The sequence below is a fragment of the Arthrobacter sp. AFG7.2 genome (genome assembly GCF_002892835.1).
Classification (GTDB): domain Bacteria; phylum Actinomycetota; class Actinomycetes; order Actinomycetales; family Micrococcaceae; genus Arthrobacter.
The window spans coordinates 439654-456367 of record NZ_PJMB01000001.1; the positions used below are offsets into that span (position 1 = coordinate 439654).

Below are 16714 nucleotides of genomic sequence, written 5' to 3' on the forward strand. Positions count from 1 at the left end.
AGAATGGGCACTTCACCATTAAACGCGTTCCCGCCCCTGTGCGGGTGACAGGTCAGGGGCAGCCGGTGCCTGCGGGGAAAGGCCCGACGGCGGCAGGCAGCTTGCCTGGTGCCGGCGCCTTTCCTGCGAGGACGGCCGCGAGGGCATCGAAAGCCCCGTCGCTCCGGCCATAGAGTGCCACCTTCACCGGCGCTGTTGAGTCCTGCAACGGCCAGGGCGCGTCGAGCGCGACGGCGATGTCCCCGCCCGCGCCGCGCCCGCCGTAGCCAATCAGGCTGACCAGCGGCCCTGAGCCCAGGGACAGTCCTGCCCTGGTTGCGGCAGCCTCAAAACGTACCCGGTCTCCGGGCTCGCCACCGGCTACCCGGACCGCGCCGGGAACCAGCGCCCCGCCGCAGGGACCCGAGACCATAGTGACGGCTGAGGCGGACACCCGGGCGGAAAGTCCGCCGGCGCTGCCGGCGGGGGCTGCGGTTCCCGCGGCTGTCCGGCCGTGCCAGACCATCATGGTGGCGACGCGCCGGGCTGCCTCGTCCAGCCGTTCAGGGGCCAGGCCGCCGGTGGCCACGGCCTGGACGATGGCTGCATGTGCCTGCCCCGCGTCTGCCGGCATCAGCAGGAGGTCGGCGCCGGCGGCGAGGGCCATGACAGCGGCCGTTCCGCCAGGGTACTGCTTGGTCACGGCACCCATGTTCAGGGCGTCTGTCACCGCCACCCCTTTGAAGCCGAGTCCGCGCAGTGCCGTGTAGGTGGGGCCGGAAAGCGATGCAGGGACGCCTGGTTCCAGCGCCGGAACCTCAATATGCCCGGTCATCATCATCGGCGAACCGGCGGCGATGGCGGCTTTGAAAGGCTCCCAGTCGCGGCCGCTGAGCTCGGCAACGCTGGCAGGCTGCGTGGGCAGGTTGTGGTGGGAATCCACGGTCACGGAACCGTGCCCCGGGAAGTGCTTGACTGTCGGCAGTACTCCTGCGGCGAGCATCCCCTGCGAGAACGCGACACCAAGGGAGGCGGCAGCGCCGGGGTCAGAGGACATGGACCGGGCACCAATGGTCGGATCACTTGGCCCGATGGTGACGTCAGTGTCGGGAGCGAAATCCAGGTTGAAACCCAGCGGCACCAGTTCTGAGGCCAGGCCCCGCCCCGCTTCCTTGGCCAGGGGGACGCTGCCGGCAGCTCCGTAGCTCATGGGCGTGGGCCACTCGGTCAGGGGTGGTCCCAACCGGGCCACCTGGCCGCCTTCCTGGTCCACTGCGATGATCGCCGGCCAGGGCCGTCCCGCGGTGCCGGCAGCCTGCGCCAGCCGCTGATTGATGGCCGCCATGCCATGCACGTCCATCCCGCCCCCGGGAGCCAGCGGCACGTTGTCGCCCATGATGATGGTCCCGGAAAGGTGCAGCCTCTCGATGAGGGCTGCGTGGGCCTCCACCTCCTTGCCCTTAAAGAACGGAAGCAGGACCTGCCCGGCCTTCTCCTCGGTACTCATCTCCGCCACCGCGGCAGCCGCCGCATCCTGGTCGCGCTGCTCCGGCCCCCAGCCCAGCGGCCGGGTACCGGGGTCAGGTGACGGGGACGCCGTGGCGGGCGCCGTCGTCGTACTGGGCGTTGCGGTGGGCGAGGCCGGTGCAGAGGGAACCGACGACGACGGCGCGGGCCCGGGCGCGGCCGTACAGGATGCCAGGGCGGCTGCGGCCGAGGCGGCGGCGAGGAGGGGGAAGGTTTTGTGAAGACTGTCACGCAGGTGTTGGAACAAGGCCATCAATACGATGCTACCCCTGCACTAGACTTGAACCACCCGTTCGCCTGCCGGCAGCAGCCTGTCAGTGACGGCGTGAGCCAGCGGCAAACAGGACAGTTAGGAAATGCGTGAAGATCGATTTCGCTTCATCAAGGCAGTCAACCCTTGGTGTTGAATGGGAACTCGCGCTGGTGGACGGCAGGACGGGCGAACTCGCATCCGTAGCCAATGAGGTGCTCCGCGGCGTGGCCTCCCGCCACCCGGAACTGAACGAAGACGACGAGCACCCGCACATCAAGCAGGAACTGCTGCTGAACACTGTTGAACTGGTCACCGGCATCTGCGAGACCGCCGCCGAAGCCAAGGAAGACCTCAGCCGTTCCCTGACCGCTGTGCGCGAAATCACCGATCCCATGGGCGTCGAACTGTTCTGCGCCGGAAGCCATCCGTTCAGCCCGCCTCAGCTCCAGCCGGTGACGGACAAAGCCCGCTACGCCAAGCTGATCGACCGCACGCAGTGGTGGGGCCGGCAAATGGTCATCTACGGAGTCCACGTCCATGTGGGACTGGACCGCCGGGACAAAGCGCTGCCCGTGCTGGACGGCCTGGTCAACTACTTCCCGCACTTCCAGGCCCTCTCCGCGTCCAGTCCGTTCTGGGGCGGCGAGGACACCGGCTACGCCTCCCACCGCGCCCTGATGTTCCAGCAGCTGCCAACCGCCGGCCTGCCCTTCCAGTTCCGCTCCTGGGAGGAATACGAGTCCTACGTCCAGGACATGTTCACCACCGGGGTGATCGACACCCTTTCGGAGATCCGCTGGGACATCCGGCCCGTGCCGAACCTGGGCACCATCGAAATGCGGATCTGCGACGGCCTGGCCACGCTGGAGGAAGTGGGCGCCATCGCTGCCCTCACCCAGTGCCTGGTGGACGAGTTTTCCACCACCCTGGACAACGGCGGCACGATTCCCACCATGCCGCCGTGGCACATCCAGGAAAACAAGTGGCGGGCCGCCCGTTACGGCATGGACGCCATCATCATCCTTGACGCCGCCGGCAAGGAGCAGCTGGTCACCGAGCACCTGCTGGAGACCCTTAACCGGCTAGAGCCCGTAGCGGCGAAGCTGGGCTGCCCTGACGAGCTTGCCGACGTCGAAACGATCATCCGCCGCGGTGCCGGCTACCAGCGCCAGCGCAAGGTGGCCGCTGAACACGGCGGCGACCTCCAGGCCGTGGTGCTGGACCTGGTCAAGCAGATGCGCGACGGCCCCACCGCCTGACGCGGTCCGCCTGAAACGGGGCGCTTTGACACGGACACGCCGGCCGCCGTCGTGATCTACGACGGCGACGCAGCCAAAGTGCCCCGCGACGGTTAGCCTGGCGTTTGAGAGTCGGGGCTTCCTCAGAGCGGCAGGGACACCGAAGTGACCGGCATGGACGAATCCGGGGCGAAGCGGATGCCGCTCGGTCCCACTCCCGCCATTACCAGCCGGGCACCCAGGGCTGCCACCATGGCACCGTTGTCCGTGCACAAGTCGAGCGGCGGCACGTGCAGCCGGATCCCGGCGGAGGCGCAGCGCTTTCCGGTCAGCTCACGGAGCCGGGAGTTTGCCGCCACTCCGCCGCCCAGGAGCACGTCCTTGATCCCGTGCTCCCGGCAGGCGAGCACGGCCTTTGACGAGATGATGTCCACCACGGCCTCCTGGAACGCCGCTGCAATATCGGCTACCGGGATGTCCTCCCCGCGTGCCTCGAACTGCTCCACGCAGCGGGCCACCGCGGTTTTCAGCCCGCTGAAGGACCAGTCGTAGCGGTGCGGGCCCGGTTCCTCGGCGGTGCCCATGTACTTGGGCTGGCTGAGGCCGCGCGGAAAGCGGATGGCCTTCGGGTTGCCGGTGCGGGCCATCTTGTCGATGGCCGGTCCGCCCGGGTAGCCGAGGCCCAGGATGCGGGCCACCTTGTCGTAGGCTTCCCCGGCGGCATCGTCGATAGTGGAGCCCAGCAGCACCACGTCATCGGTGATGCTGTTGATCTTCAGGATCTCCGTGTGGCCGCCGGACACCAGCAGGGCGCCGAGGTTCTCCGGGAGCCGCGGAGCCGGGCCGTTGTGCCGGTCGTTGTCTTTCCCGTCCAGCAGTCCTACGCCGACGTGTGCCACGAGGTGGTTGATGGCGTACAGCGGCTTGCCGGTAGCTACGGCAAGGGCCTTCGCCGCGCAGACCCCCACCATCAGGGCCCCCGCCAGGCCCGGCCCGGAGGTGACGGCGATGGCATCTACGTCGTCCAGGGTCACGTTGGCCTCGGCCAGCGCCTGTTCAAGGGTTGGCACAAACGCGTCCAGATGGGCGCGGGAGGCGATCTCCGGAATGACGCCCCCGAAGCGGACGTGCTCGTCCATGGAGGAGGACACGGTGTTGGTCAGCAGTGTGCTTCCACGGACGATGCCCACTCCGGTCTCGTCGCAGGAGGACTCGATGCCCAGCACCAGTGGCTGCGAAGTGTTCATGGCTGGGGTCCCTCCTCGGGATTGGCGGCGAGCTGGAGGCGCATGATGAGGGCGTCCACGCCGTCGCGGTAGTACCGGGGCCGGATGTGGATCTGTTCGAAGCCGAAGCGCACATACAGCTGCTGTGCCCGCGGGTTGTCGGCCCGGACCTCCAGCAGGACGTCCGCTGCCCGCCTGCGCCTGGCTTCCTCGATAAGGCCGGTCAACAGCGTGCTGCCGATGCCCTGGCCCTCATATTCGGGGACGACGGCGATGGTCTGGACATCGGCGATGGGTTCGATACACATCAGGCCGGCGTAGCCCACGATGCCGTCGCTGCTTTCCGCCACCAGGTAGCGGCGGGTTTCCGGCTGGGACAGCTCGTCAAAGAACATCTGCAGGGGCCAGGCGTCCACCGGAAAGAGCTTCTGTTCCAGGGCATTTACCGCCGGGACGTCGTCCAGGGTCATATCGCGGACGCTGACGCCGGCGCCGCGGTGGTCAGGCGTGGTGGTCACAGGGCCCTCTTCCTCGGTCCGGGAACCTGCGCGTCCGACTCCCGGAGGTACAGCGGTGTTGAATCGAGCAGCCCGTTGCCTGCCGAAAGCCGGGCCAGCGCGAACTGGCCCAGGTACAGGGCATCCGGCTGTTCCTGCGCAAAGTCGGTGTGGGCGTTCAGTGCATCCGCGTAGAGGCCGGCACCGGCACCGAAGGCGGGCAGGTCCGGCAAATTGGCGGCGAAGCTGACGTGCGGACCGTCCTCCAGGAGGGGGAGCTGTCCTTCCGCAAGGCTGTATCGGGCCCAGTAAACCTCTTTTCGTCGCGCGTCCGTTACCACCAGGAACTCGGGGACGGCCGCGGCGGATTCCGCCACTTCCAGGGCGACGGCGTCGAGGCTGACCATCCCATACAGCGGCTTGCCCCAGACGAAAGCCAGGGTGCGCGCCGTCGCAATTCCTGACCGCAGTCCCGTGAAGGGCCCGGGCCCGACGCCCACCACCAGTGCGTCGATGTCGCTTCCGGCAACGCCGGCGCCGGCAAGCAGTTCCTCTATTCCCGGGGCAAGCACCTCGGCATGGCTGCGGGTGTCCTCCGTGGAGAAACTGGCCAGCACGCTTTCCGGCACGTCATCCGAGACCAGGGCGGCGCTGGCAACGGCGGAGGTATCAATGGCTAGGATCAGCATCACACGGCCCCTTCCATGGCGGCGCCCAGTTCCGGGGCCCCGGGCCAGCGCGGCCCGTACCCGCGCATCACGATGGTGCGGGGCTCGTCCACGTCTTCAGTGTCGAAGTCCAGGCTGGCGGACGGGCTGCCGCTGCCGAGTCCGATGGCGCGGTGCAGGTCAATTTCCAGCCTGCTCTCGCTCAGGTGTTCCACCCGGTCCCGGCCCCACTCCACCACCGTCACCGAGGAGTCCATGGTGTTCTCAAGGTCGATATCGTCAATCTCAGCGGCTGACTCCAGCCGGTAGGCATCCACGTGCACCAGGTCCGGGCCGCCCGGCCTGGTACCCTGCGGGAGGTTGGGATGGATGCGGACCAGGACAAACGTGGGGGAAATGATGCCCTCCCGGACACCCAGCCCCTCCCCCAGGCCCTGGGTGAACGTGGTCTTCCCGGCACCCAGCTCACCGCTGAGCACCAGCAGGTCCCCGGCCGTCAGCACCGCCGCAAGAGCGACGGCGAGCGCGTGGGTCTGCTCCGCCGTCGTCGCGGTAAATGTCTTTTCCCACTTAGGCCGGGCCGCCTGCCCATCGCTGCTCACGAAAGCTCCTCCTGACGGGACGCGGCGCTGCGGTCCTCTTCGTTGATGAAGCGCCGCGGCACCCTGGGGCTGATCCTGGTGACAATCTCGTAGTTGATGGTTGCGGCGGCGCGCGCCCAGTCATCGGCGGTAGGGCCGCCGTCGGCTCCGTCCCCGAACAGCTCCGCCTCCGCACCCAGGAGGTCCTTGCCTTCCACGCCGGTTGCGCCCAGGTCAATGACCATCTGGTCCATTGCGATCCGGCCCACCACGGGGTACGTCCTGCCGGCCACCCGCACCGGCCCGCCGGTGGCGCTCCGCGGCACCCCGTCCGCGTAACCCATAGGAATCAGGCCCAGCGTGCTGGCGGACGTGGTGCGGTAGCGGAGGCCATAGGACACGCCCTGCCCCTCCGGCACGTCCTTGCACTGCGAGACCAGGGTCCGCAGCGCCATGGCAGGGCGGAGTCCCAGTTCAGCGGAGCTCTGGCCGGCGAACGGGGACAGCCCGTAAATGCCCAGGCCAACCCGGACCAGGTCAAAGTGGGTGTCGGGCCTGGACAGCGTGGCGGGAGTGTTGGCAAGGTGCCGGACCTCGGGATCCACTCCGGCGTCCTCAGCAACAGCGAGGACCTCGCGGAATGTGGCCAGCTGCTGGTCCGTTTCGGGGCGTTCCGGCTCATCGGCGACGGCAAGGTGGGAGAAGATACCCACCACCCGCAGCACCCCCTGGTCCTGGTACTCCATCGCCTCGCCCACCAGCTGGTCCCAGGTGTCCAGGGCCGCTCCATTGCGGCCGAGGCCGGTGTCCACTTTCAGGTGGATGCGGGCCGGACGCTCCTGTTCCCGGGCTGCCCCCACGATCCGGTCCAGCTCCCAGCCCGAACAGCCAATGTCGATGCCGGCGGCGACGGCGGCGCCAAAGTTGCTTTCGGTCGTGTGCAGCCAGGCGAGCAGCGGCGCGTCGATGCCGGCGGCCCGCAGCGCCAGCGCCTCGGAAATGTGTGCCACGCCCAGCCAGGACGCGCCTGCTTCGAGAGCCGCGCGCGCCACCGGAACCGCACCGTGCCCGTAGGCGTCGGCTTTGACCACGGCCATGACTTTCGCCGGGGACGCGGCGTCGGCCAGGCGGCGGACGTTGTGCCGGATGGCGTCGAGGTCGATCACGGCGGACCGTTCATAGCGGGGGCCGTGTCCCGGGGCAGCACTGGATTCACCGGTTGTTGCGGGGTAAGTCACCCTAGTGATTCTAGTGCTGGCGCTTCGGGCCGAATAATCGATCAGGCATCAGAGAGGTGGGCGATGGTGGCGGCAGCCCTGCGCTGCGCGGCGAGCGGGACGTCCTGGATGATGTCGGCCAGGAATCCGAAGCGCCGCAGCCATTGGCTCATCTGCCGTTCCGGCCGGGCGTTGGCGCGCTTCCACCAGTCGGCTATGTCCCCCCACCCGGGGGCAGCAAGTGACCCGCCCACCTCCTGCACTGCCAGCGAGGCACAGAGGTTCGCGAAGCGCAGCCTGTTCCCCAGCGGCCAGCCGGCCAGGCTGCCAACAATGAAGGCGGCGTCGAAACAGTCCCCGGCGCCAGTGGGATCGTACGCCTTGACCGGAAGCGAGGGAACCCACTCCTCCTCCCCCGTTTCGGAATCCACGGCCATGGCACCCTGCGCACCGAGCGTCACCACTGCCACCGGGACGCGGTCCGCCAGCGCGTACAGGGCAGACCACGCATCATCCTTGCCGGTAAAGGCCATGGCTTCGCGCTGGTTGGGCAGGAACGCATGGAAGTACTCCAGGTTGGCCAGCCGGACGGGGGCCCATTCTCCGCTGGGATCCCAGCCGACGTCCCCGAACAGCTTGACCCCGGCCTGGTGGGCTGACTTGGCCCACGGCTCTATCTCCGTGCCTACCTCGGCGATGCCGGCAAGCGCCGGCGGTGGTTCCCCGATCAGTTCGGAGGATGAGACCGGGGCGGCATGCCCGTGCGTCACCATGGAACGGTCCTTCTCCACGCAGAGGGAAACGGTGACGGGTGAATGCCAGCCGGGGACGCGACGCGAGAGCGTAAGGTCCACGTGCTCCTGGCCGGACAGGATTTTCCAGTTGAAGTCCCCGTACCCGTCATCGCCGAAAGCTGCGGCCAGGCCTGTCCGCAGTCCCAGGCGTGCCGCGGCAATGGCCTGGTTGGCCACCCCGCCGGGACAGCTGCCCATCCCGTCGCTCCAGATTTCAGTGCCGGGCTCGGGTGCATGCGGCAGTCCGGTAAAGATGATGTCCTGGAAGACGGTTCCGGCCAGCAGGACATCGAACCCGGGGGCGGAGTGCGGGCGGACGTCCGCTAGGGGATCGAACGGCCGGGCGGGAATCGCGTCCATGTCCGCACACTACGCCCTGCCGCAGACATCCGGTAGGGCCCCTCCGGGCGCGGGCCTAGACTGCTGGTTATGCGGCTACTCATTGCCGGCGGCGGAGGTTTCCGGGTGCCGCTGATCTACCGGGCACTGGCCTCCGGCCGCTTTGCCGGGATGGTCAGCGCCCTGGTGCTCTACGACGTCGACCCTGCCCGGCTCGAGGCTGTCGCCGCCGTCTTGCGCAGTATGCCGGAGCGTGCAGGCGCGCAGCTTCCGGTCCACGCAACGACCAACCTCCCGCAGGCGCTGGAAGGCGCCGGGATGGTGTTCGCAGCAATCCGGCCCGGCGGGACGGCCGGACGTGTGGCGGACGAAAAAGTTGCGCAGGCCCTCGGCCTGCTGGGACAGGAAACAACAGGGGCCGGCGGTATCTCCTATGCCCTGCGGACTATCCCGCGCATGCTGGAGCTGGCGCGCCTCATGAAGGAGCACTGCCCGGATGCCTGGCTGATCAACTTCACCAATCCCGCCGGAATGGTCACCGAGGCGCTGCTCCCTGTCCTCGGCAGGAAAGTGATCGGAATCTGCGACTCAGCAGGCGGCCTGGTGCAGCGGGCCGCGCGGGCGGCCGGCGTGCCGCTGCCGGAGGGAACGCTCGACGGCGTGGGCTACTACGGGCTCAACCACCTGGGCTGGCTGTACCGGCTGGAGTCCGAAGGGCACGACGTGCTGCCGGAGTTGCTCGCGGACCAGCGTGCTCTGGGCTCGTTCGAAGAGGGGCGCCTGTTCCCCCAGCCGTTCCTGGCCGGACTGGGGGCGCTCCCTAACGAGTATCTGTACTACTACTACCAGCAGGACGCTGCCCGGCTGGCGATGCTTGCCGCTGCCCGGACCCGTGGAGAAACCATCCATGCACAGCAGCAGGAGCTTTATCCGCGGCTGGCCGCCGCCGGCAGGGACGCTTTCCGGCTCTGGGAAGAAGCGCGCCGCTCCCGCGAGGAGGGCTACCTTGCTGAGGCCCGGGCCACAGGAGAACAACGGGACGAGGACGATCTGGCGGGCGGCGGCTACGAGCGCGTGGCCCTCGCCGCCATGCACGCACTGTCGGGTGCCGGCAGCACCCAGCTGATCCTCAATACCCGGAACTCACTCGTGCCCGCACCGGACTCCGGCGCAGGCCTGCCAGGCACTGCCGGGCCTGCAGCAGGCTCAACCACTGCTGAGCCGGCCGCCCCTCGGCCGGCCATTCCCGGACTGCCGGCGGACGCCGTCGTCGAAGTTCCCTGCACGGTGACGGCCACGGGCGCGCTGCCGTTGCCCCAGGAGGTTCCCACGGAACCGCAACTGGCCTTGCTCCGGCAGGTCAAGGAGGTGGAGCGGCTGACGGTGCGGGCGGCCGTCGATGGTGACCGTGATGCTGCCCTCGCTGCCTTCGCCGGGCATCCGCTCGTGGATTCGCAGGACCTGGCCCAGGCGCTGCTGGAAGGCTATGAGCGCGAGTTCACTGCACTTCGGGAGCTGTGGCGCCATGGCGGGCGTTAAGGGAGGAGTAGTGTTTTATGGGATGCGCACTCCGCCGGCGCTGCCCCTAGCCGCCGGTGGCCGGAAGGAGGTCCCTTGGCACTGATCCGCAGGGTCGCTTTGCTCTCCCTCCACACGTCCCCCATGGAACAGCCCGGCTCAGGTGACGCCGGCGGGATGAACGTGTACATCCGCGAACTTGCATCCGCGCTGGCCGAAGCCGGCGTTGAGGTGGAAATCTTCACCCGGTCCACCTCAGCCAACCAGCCCGCCGTTGAACATCCCGATCCGGGCGTCTGCGTGCACAATGTCCTGGCCGGCCCCCTGAAGAAGATCCCCAAGGAAGAGCTCCCTGGCCTGCTGCACAGCATGGTGGCGGAGATCGAGCAGATCCGCCGGCGGCAGCCACACGGGCGCTACGACGTGATCCATTCGCACTATTGGGTCTCCGGGATTGCCGGCCTGGAGCTCTCCTCGCTCTGGGGCGTGCCGCTGGTCCACACCATGCACACCATGGCCAAGGTCAAGAACCTGCTGCTGGAGTCCGGTGAACAGCCCGAGCCGCGGCGGCGTGAGCTGGGCGAGCACCGGATCGTTGACGGCGCGGCCCGGCTCATCGCCAACACCAGCGCGGAAGCGGCCGAGCTGGTGTCGCATTACGGCGCCACGTACGACCGGATCGACATTGCCCCGCCAGGCGTGGACCTGAGCACCTTCACTCCCGCTTTCCGGGCCAAGTCCAGGTCCGAGCGGGGCATCAGCCCCGGGACGTTCCACCTCGTTTTCGCCGGCCGTATCCAGCGGCTGAAAGGGCCCCAGGTCCTGGTCAAGGCCGCGGCGCTGCTGCGGAAACGCCGCCCGGACATCGACCTCCGGCTCACCATCCTCGGTTCATTGAGCGGCAACAAGGAATTCAACCTCCGGCGCCTGGTCTCCGAGTCGGAGATGGACGACGTCGTCACGCAGCTTCCCCCGGTCAAGGCACCGGAGCTGGCGGCCTGGTTCAGGGCGGCCGACGTGGTGGTGATGCCCTCCTTCAGCGAGTCCTTCGGACTGGTGGCGCTCGAAGCCCAGGCCTGCGGCACGCCGGTGGTGGCCACCCGCGTTGGCGGCCTGTCCCGGGCGATCTTCCACGGCAGGACCGGGCTGCTGGTGGACGGGCACCACGCCGCCGACTGGGCCGATGCCCTCGAAGCCCTCTACGACGATCCCGCCACCCGCCAGGACATGGGCCGGGCCGCCGCCATCAGGGCCCAGAACTCCGGGTGGGCGCGCACCGCCGCCATCACGCTCGAAAGCTACCATGCCGCCGTCGACAACCACGTGGGAGGCCGGCTGGTGCAGGCCTTTCCCGCCTCCTGACGGCCCAGTGCCGACGGGAACGCCGGAGACGGCAACCGGACTCCGCCAGTAAACCGCCGAACAAAGGACAACGATGTCTTCCACGCCAAGTGACCTCGAGATCGCCAGAGCGGCACGGATCAGGCCGATTGAGGAAATCGCGGCGGCCGCCGGCATCAACCGGGAAGCGTTGGAGCAGTACGGGCGGTACAAGGCGAAGATCGACCCCGCCCGGCTGCAGGCTCCCGCTCCTGCCGGGAAGGTGGTGCTGGTCTCAGCCATGTCCCCCACACCTGCCGGTGAGGGAAAGTCCACCACCACCGTGGGGCTCGCTGATTCGCTGGCACGCGCCGGCCACAAGGTGATAATCGCCCTGCGTGAGCCCTCCCTGGGCCCGGTCCTGGGAATGAAGGGCGGCGCGACCGGCGGCGGCTACTCCCAGGTGTTGCCCATGGACGAAATCAATCTCCATTTCACCGGTGACTTTCACGCCATCACGGCCGCCAACAATGCACTCATGGCACTCGTGGACAACCATATTTACCAGGGCAACAAGCTCAATATCGACCCCCGCCGGATGACGTTCAAGCGGGTCCTGGACATGAACGACCGCGCGCTGCGGGAGGTGGTTATCGGCCTGGGCGGGCCTGCGCAGGGCGTCCCGCGCCAGGACGGTTTCGACATCACCGTGGCGTCCGAGATCATGGCCGTCTTCTGCCTGGCGACGGATCTGGCCGACCTGCGGTCCCGGCTCGGCCGCATCACCTTCGGCTACACCTTTGACCGCTCCCCCGTGACCGTGGCCGACCTCGGCGTCCAGGGGGCGCTGGCGCTGCTGCTGAAGGAGGCCATCAAACCCAACCTGGTGCAGACCATCGCCGGGACACCTGCCCTGGTCCACGGCGGCCCCTTCGCCAACATCGCCCACGGCTGCAATTCGCTGATTGCCACCCAGACGGCCCGGCGGCTGGCGGACATCGTGGTCACGGAGGCAGGCTTCGGCGCCGACCTGGGTGCGGAAAAGTATATGGACATCAAGGCAAGGACCGGGGGTCTGGCGCCGTCAGCTGTTGTGGTGGTGGCAACCGTGCGGGCCCTGAAGATGCAGGGTGGAGTAGCGAAGAATCAGCTCACCGAGCCGAACATCGCCGCCCTCGAGGCGGGGGTGGCCAACCTGCATCGGCATGTCCGGAACGTGGAAAAGTTTGGCGTGCAGCCCGTGGTGGCCATCAACAAGTTTCCCTCCGACTCACCCGGGGAACTCGACTGGCTGCTGGCGTGGTGCGCGGCGGAGGGAGTCCCGGCCGCCGTCGCCGACGTCTGGGGCCGGGGCGGCGGTGGCGACGGCGGGGATGACCTGGCGGCCCTCGTGGCGAAGGCGGTGGCCGGGCCGAACAACTTCCGGCACCTGTACGCGCTGGGGCTTCCGGTGGAGGACAAGATCCGCACCATCGCCCAGGAAATCTACGGGGCTGACGGGGTGGATTTCTCAGTCCCGGCCCTGAAACGGCTGGCCGACATTGAGCGGAACGGCTGGGGCGGGCTGCCGGTGTGTATGGCGAAGACGCAGTATTCGTTCACGGACGACGCCTCCCGCCTCGGCGCCCCGAAAGGGTTTACCATCCACGTGCGCGACCTCCTGCCCAAGACCGGCGCAGGGTTCATCGTGGCGCTCACCGGGGCCGTCATGACCATGCCGGGACTGCCCGCCGCCCCGGCAGCGATGCGAATGGACGTGGACGACGCCGGAAACCCCATCGGCCTCGCCTGACCCCCGCAACCCTCCCGCACTTCCTGCACCCCCCTCCCGCACGCTCACTCACATCCTGCGCGCTTTCGGAACTCGCTTCCTCACCTCCTGCGCGCTCTCCCGCGCACGTTTCCTCACCTGCCCCACCTCCTCGAGAGGGCGTGGGGCAGGCTGAGAACCCAAGCCTGTGGATAACTTCTGCCCGTTGTCGCCTGCCTGTACGAGAATTCAGTATGCGAAGCAAACAACCGCTGCCGGCGGCTCTTGCACACAGCCCATTTACGCTGGCGGAAGCCACGGCGGCCGGGGTGACACGGCAGCGTCTGCGGGGTGCGGGCGTTGAGCATGTAAGCCGGGGACTTTTCCGACCTTCATCGTGGGACTTCCGCCTGGAGGAAGCCGCACGTGCGCTGTCGAGGGCAACACCGGGAGCGTGGATTTCGCATGTCACCGCAGCGCGGCTCCGCAATCTATGGCTTCCGCCTTGGTTGTCCGATTCCTGCGAACTCCACCTCAGCAAGCCGCGTGCCCTGCCCGGGGTGCGTCGGAAGGGTATCTGCGGACACAGTGTCCTCTCTGGTCCGGATGAGATCGAGTGTGTTGACGGCATCTGGATGAGCACCGCGGCGCGGACGTGGCTGGATATGGCGCCAATGCTGCCCACCTACGACCTCGTGGCCCTGGGTGACCAGCTCATTCGGCTCCCCCGTCCGGGCCTTGAGGGCAGGACTGGGGCGTTCTCCTGTTTGGGGGAACTGCACGCGTTGGTTGCGGGGCATCCCAATTTGCAGGGTGTTGTTCGAGCCCGCGAGGCACTGGACATGATGAGGGTGGGAGCAGATTCTGCGCCGGAAACGTATCTTCGCCTGGCGATGGTGAATGCCGGTCTGCCCGAACCTGAACTGCAGATCGTGCTCAGGGCAGGTGACGCCCGCTCGCCGTCGGCAGACCTCGGCTTTCGACGCCGACGCGTTGCCATTCAGTACGACGGCGGACATCACCTTCACGAGGACCAGCAGCTCAGCGACCGGAGGAGGGACAAGGCATTCGAAGCGGCCGGATGGGTCGTGCTGATTTTCGATCACAAAAACTTGGACGACGGCTTCACTACAGCAGTCAAGAAAGTAAAAAGGGCACTGCGCTCATCACCCCTGGATCCTCCCGGCGCCTCAGGTTTTGCTCGGGCCTTTTAGCACTGGCTGAACGGAATGCCGGACGTGCAGTGGGACCGCTGGGGTTCTGGCGCCCCCAGTCCCAAGCGGTGTGGATCGCCGTTCACCCCTTGCCAGTGACAGGTAGACCGCCCCCACACTCAGCAGGACCAGTATTGCAACAAAGATGGCCGTTCCGGGATCGGTCATGAGGAACTGCGGAATACTTCTGGAAGGGACACCGACGGCAAATCCAAAGGCGATGACGATCCCGATATAGCTGCCGACCATGTTGCCCAGGTGGGCCGGTATGTTCCCGCGGATCGCGCTGATGAGGCCTAGCGTCACTGTAATGAGGGTGAACGTGGACAAGCCATGCAGCCAGTTAAAGTGACCGTCAGTGACGATCCAGAAGCTGCTGAAACACACGTAGTACATCGCCGCCACCCACAGGAGCCCCAGGGTGCGATGGACCCTGTCGCGCCGCCGCCTCAAAATCTGCAGGGGGCCGATGGCCACAGAATAGAGGGCCGCGATTACGTGGCTCACAACCAAGACATTCCACTGCTCCATACCTCTAAGATAGAGGCACTATCCAACCATGTACATCAAGATAGTTGGCCGCCCGGCAGCTATCCAATGATGGAGGCCTCGATGCAGCTCAAAGAGCTCAGTGAGCTCACTGGCAGCACACCGGCCAGCATCAAGTACTACCTGCGTGAAGGGCTTCTGCCGCCCGGCGAGTCGGTACACGCAACCCGCGCACGCTACTCGGACAGGCACGTGAAGCGGTTGCAGCTGATTCATGCACTCCGGCACGTTGCCCACCTGACGATCGAGGAGATCAGGGGCATCCTGCTGCTGGCCGACGGCGGAGTCCCCCACCTGACACTGCTCGCCCACGTCCAACGAGTCGTATTGCACCTCGGCGACGACGGCAGTAGAGCCGAGCACACGGCCGCGGCAGACGCCGTCGTACGCATGCGCAATTGGCCGGACGTGGACAGCGATGCCCGCGGCGCCCTCAACCGGCACATCCTGCAGATGCGAGCGCTCGGGATCGACCTGCCGCTCAGCCTCCTCGACGAATACAGCAAAGCAGTGAACGCCATTGCAGGACTGGATCTTGCTGCGACCACCGCCGAGGAGGACGTGGACGATCTGATTCTGACCGCGGCAGTGGGAATGCACATGCACTCACAGCTGATGCTCAAGCTCCTGGCACTCGCGCAGGCCAGTCACGCCATTCAAAGCCTGGCCGGCGGGGGCGGACCATCAACGCCCGCTGGCCCCAATAAGGGCTGAAGGAGCGATCCGCCGGAAGCCCCCGAAAGTGGGCAAGGGTCACAGGGAAGGGTGCAGGATGTGAGCAAGCGTGTTAACCGGAGGCGCTCCCCCACCCTTGAGGGTGAGGGAGCGTCCGGCCACAACCTGCAGGAAGTGACAGAGCAACGGCAGTGATACGGGTTAGCGGTCGAGGTCGCCGCGGATGAAGGCTTCGACCTTTTCGCGGGCGAGGTCGTCGTTGAACTGCTCCGGCGGGGACTTCATGAAGTAGCTCGATGCGGAAAGCAGGGGGCCGCCGATGCCGCGGTCCAGGCCGATCTTGGCGGCACGGATGGCATCAATGATCACGCCGGCCGAGTTGGGTGAGTCCCAGACCTCCAGCTTGTATTCGAGCGAAACGGGGGCGTCACCGAAGTTGCGGCCCTCGAGGCGGACGAAGGCCCACTTGCGGTCGTCGAGCCACTGGACGTAGTCGGACGGGCCGATGTGGACGTCCTTGGCGGCCAGTTCGGCTTCCACGTTGGAGGTGACGGCCTGGGTCTTGGAGATCTTCTTGGACTCCAGGCGGTCGCGCTCCAGCATGTTCTTGAAGTCCATGTTGCCGCCGACGTTCAGCTGGTACGTGCGGTCCAGCGTCACTCCGCGGTCCTCGAACAACTTGGCCATTACGCGGTGCGTGATGGTGGCACCGATCTGGCTCTTGATGTCGTCGCCAACAATGGGGACGCCGGCGGCGGTGAACTTGTCGGCCCAGGCCTTGGTTCCGGCGATGAACACGGGCAGGGCGTTCACGAAGGCGACGCCGGCGTCGATGGCGCACTGGGCGTAGAACTCGGCAGCTTCCTGCGAGCCAACCGGCAGGTAGCACACCATGACGTCAACCTTGGCGTCCTTGAGCGCCTGGACAACGTCCACCGGCTCTTCGGTGGACTGCTCGATGGTCTCAAGGTAGTACTTGCCGAGCCCGTCGAGGGTGTGGCCGCGCTGGACGGTGACACCGGTGGGCGGCACGTCAGCGATCTTGATGGTGTTGTTTTCGCTTGCCAGGATCGCGTGGGCAAGGTCAACGCCGACCTTTTTCCCATCAACGTCAAACGCGGCGACGAACTCTACGTCACCCACGTGGTACTGGCCGAACTCAACGTGCATCAGGCCCGGGATCGTGGCCTTAGGGTCTGCGTCCTTGTAGTAGTGGACGCCCTGGACCAGCGAAGCGGCGCAGTTTCCTACGCCGACAATTGCAACACGAATCGGATGTGAAGACACGGAACTCCTTTGAGGACAAACGTCAGCCGGCCGGTTCAGCTTCGAGGGAAGTACGACGGCGGCCGGCAGGTACGGCGCCACG

15 protein-coding genes are annotated in these 16714 nt (G+C 67.0%); 6 read left to right on the forward strand and 9 right to left on the reverse strand.

The window, feature by feature from the left end; genetic code table 11:
• Positions 1–52: 52 nt before the first annotated feature.
• Entirely contained in the window at positions 53–1486 is a 1434-nt protein-coding gene (locus CXX84_RS02020) for a glycoside hydrolase family 3 N-terminal domain-containing protein (RefSeq protein WP_102975050.1), read from the reverse strand.
• Positions 1487–1866: 380 nt separating this feature from the next.
• Here CXX84_RS02020 and CXX84_RS02030 point away from each other — a divergent pair, with 380 nt between their 5' ends.
• Positions 1867–3018: a glutamate--cysteine ligase gene (locus CXX84_RS02030; protein ID WP_102975051.1), complete on the forward strand. Its 1152-nt coding sequence runs from the start codon at positions 1867–1869 to the stop codon at positions 3016–3018.
• Between the two features lie 122 nt (positions 3019–3140).
• Here CXX84_RS02030 and tsaD read toward each other — a convergent pair whose 3' ends face one another.
• The 6 genes from tsaD to CXX84_RS02060 are packed head-to-tail and all read right to left on the reverse strand — an operon-like array spanning position 3141 to position 8340.
• Positions 3141–4244, reverse strand: coding sequence for a tRNA (adenosine(37)-N6)-threonylcarbamoyltransferase complex transferase subunit TsaD (gene tsaD, locus CXX84_RS02035; protein WP_102975052.1), 1104 nt, complete (start codon positions 4242–4244; stop codon positions 3141–3143).
• A complete protein-coding gene (gene rimI / locus CXX84_RS02040) occupies positions 4241–4693 on the reverse strand; it encodes a ribosomal protein S18-alanine N-acetyltransferase (RefSeq protein ID WP_102975344.1) in 453 nt (150 codons plus the stop codon). The genes tsaD and rimI overlap by 4 nt, the downstream gene beginning before the upstream one ends.
• Positions 4694–4737: 44 nt before the next feature.
• Complete coding sequence (gene tsaB / locus CXX84_RS02045; protein ID WP_102975053.1) at positions 4738–5409, reverse strand: tRNA (adenosine(37)-N6)-threonylcarbamoyltransferase complex dimerization subunit type 1 TsaB; 672 nt, start codon at positions 5407–5409, stop codon at positions 4738–4740.
• Positions 5409–5990 carry a tRNA (adenosine(37)-N6)-threonylcarbamoyltransferase complex ATPase subunit type 1 TsaE gene (gene tsaE, locus CXX84_RS02050; RefSeq protein ID WP_102975054.1) on the reverse strand — a complete coding sequence of 194 codons (582 nt, stop codon included), beginning with the start codon at positions 5988–5990 and terminating at the stop codon, positions 5409–5411. Before tsaE ends, tsaB begins: the two co-directional genes overlap by 1 nt.
• Positions 5987–7207 (reverse strand): alanine racemase, encoded by a 1221-nt coding sequence (alr, locus tag CXX84_RS02055; protein WP_102975055.1) that lies wholly within the window; start codon positions 7205–7207, stop codon positions 5987–5989. The genes tsaE and alr overlap by 4 nt, the downstream gene beginning before the upstream one ends.
• A gap of 41 nt (positions 7208–7248) precedes the next feature.
• Positions 7249–8340 carry a carbohydrate kinase family protein gene (locus tag CXX84_RS02060; protein WP_102975056.1) on the reverse strand — a complete coding sequence of 364 codons (1092 nt, stop codon included), beginning with the start codon at positions 8338–8340 and terminating at the stop codon, positions 7249–7251.
• Between the two features lie 69 nt (positions 8341–8409).
• Between CXX84_RS02060 and CXX84_RS02065 the strand changes: the two genes are divergently transcribed.
• The 4 genes from CXX84_RS02065 (at position 8410) to CXX84_RS19445 (ending at position 14121) form a co-directional block, all read left to right on the forward strand.
• On the forward strand, positions 8410–9858 hold the full coding sequence (locus tag CXX84_RS02065; protein WP_102975057.1) for a 6-phospho-beta-glucosidase: 1449 nt from the start codon (positions 8410–8412) through the stop codon (positions 9856–9858).
• 75 nt (positions 9859–9933) lie between these two features.
• A complete protein-coding gene (gene mshA, locus CXX84_RS02070; protein WP_102975058.1) occupies positions 9934–11199 on the forward strand; it encodes a D-inositol-3-phosphate glycosyltransferase in 1266 nt (421 codons plus the stop codon).
• 73 nt (positions 11200–11272) lie between these two features.
• The gene (locus CXX84_RS02075; RefSeq protein ID WP_102975059.1) at positions 11273–12949 is read left to right on the forward strand and encodes a formate--tetrahydrofolate ligase; all 1677 of its coding nucleotides are present in this window, start codon (positions 11273–11275) and stop codon (positions 12947–12949) included.
• Positions 12950–13542: 593 nt separating this feature from the next.
• On the forward strand, positions 13543–14121 hold the full coding sequence (locus tag CXX84_RS19445) for an endonuclease domain-containing protein (RefSeq protein ID WP_317614924.1): 579 nt from the start codon (positions 13543–13545) through the stop codon (positions 14119–14121).
• Here the strand turns inward: CXX84_RS19445 and CXX84_RS02085 are convergent.
• The gene (locus CXX84_RS02085) at positions 14098–14652 is read right to left on the reverse strand and encodes a DUF2306 domain-containing protein (protein ID WP_102975061.1); all 555 of its coding nucleotides are present in this window, start codon (positions 14650–14652) and stop codon (positions 14098–14100) included. The two genes, CXX84_RS19445 and CXX84_RS02085, sit on opposite strands and share 24 nt — an antisense overlap.
• An 81-nt stretch (positions 14653–14733) precedes the next feature.
• Between CXX84_RS02085 and CXX84_RS02090 the strand changes: the two genes are divergently transcribed.
• Positions 14734–15384 (forward strand): MerR family transcriptional regulator, encoded by a 651-nt coding sequence (locus CXX84_RS02090; RefSeq protein WP_102975062.1) that lies wholly within the window; start codon positions 14734–14736, stop codon positions 15382–15384.
• Positions 15385–15546: 162 nt separating this feature from the next.
• Here CXX84_RS02090 and CXX84_RS02095 read toward each other — a convergent pair whose 3' ends face one another.
• On the reverse strand, positions 15547–16632 hold the full coding sequence (locus tag CXX84_RS02095; protein ID WP_102975063.1) for an inositol-3-phosphate synthase: 1086 nt from the start codon (positions 16630–16632) through the stop codon (positions 15547–15549).
• Positions 16633–16714 lie beyond the last annotated feature (82 nt).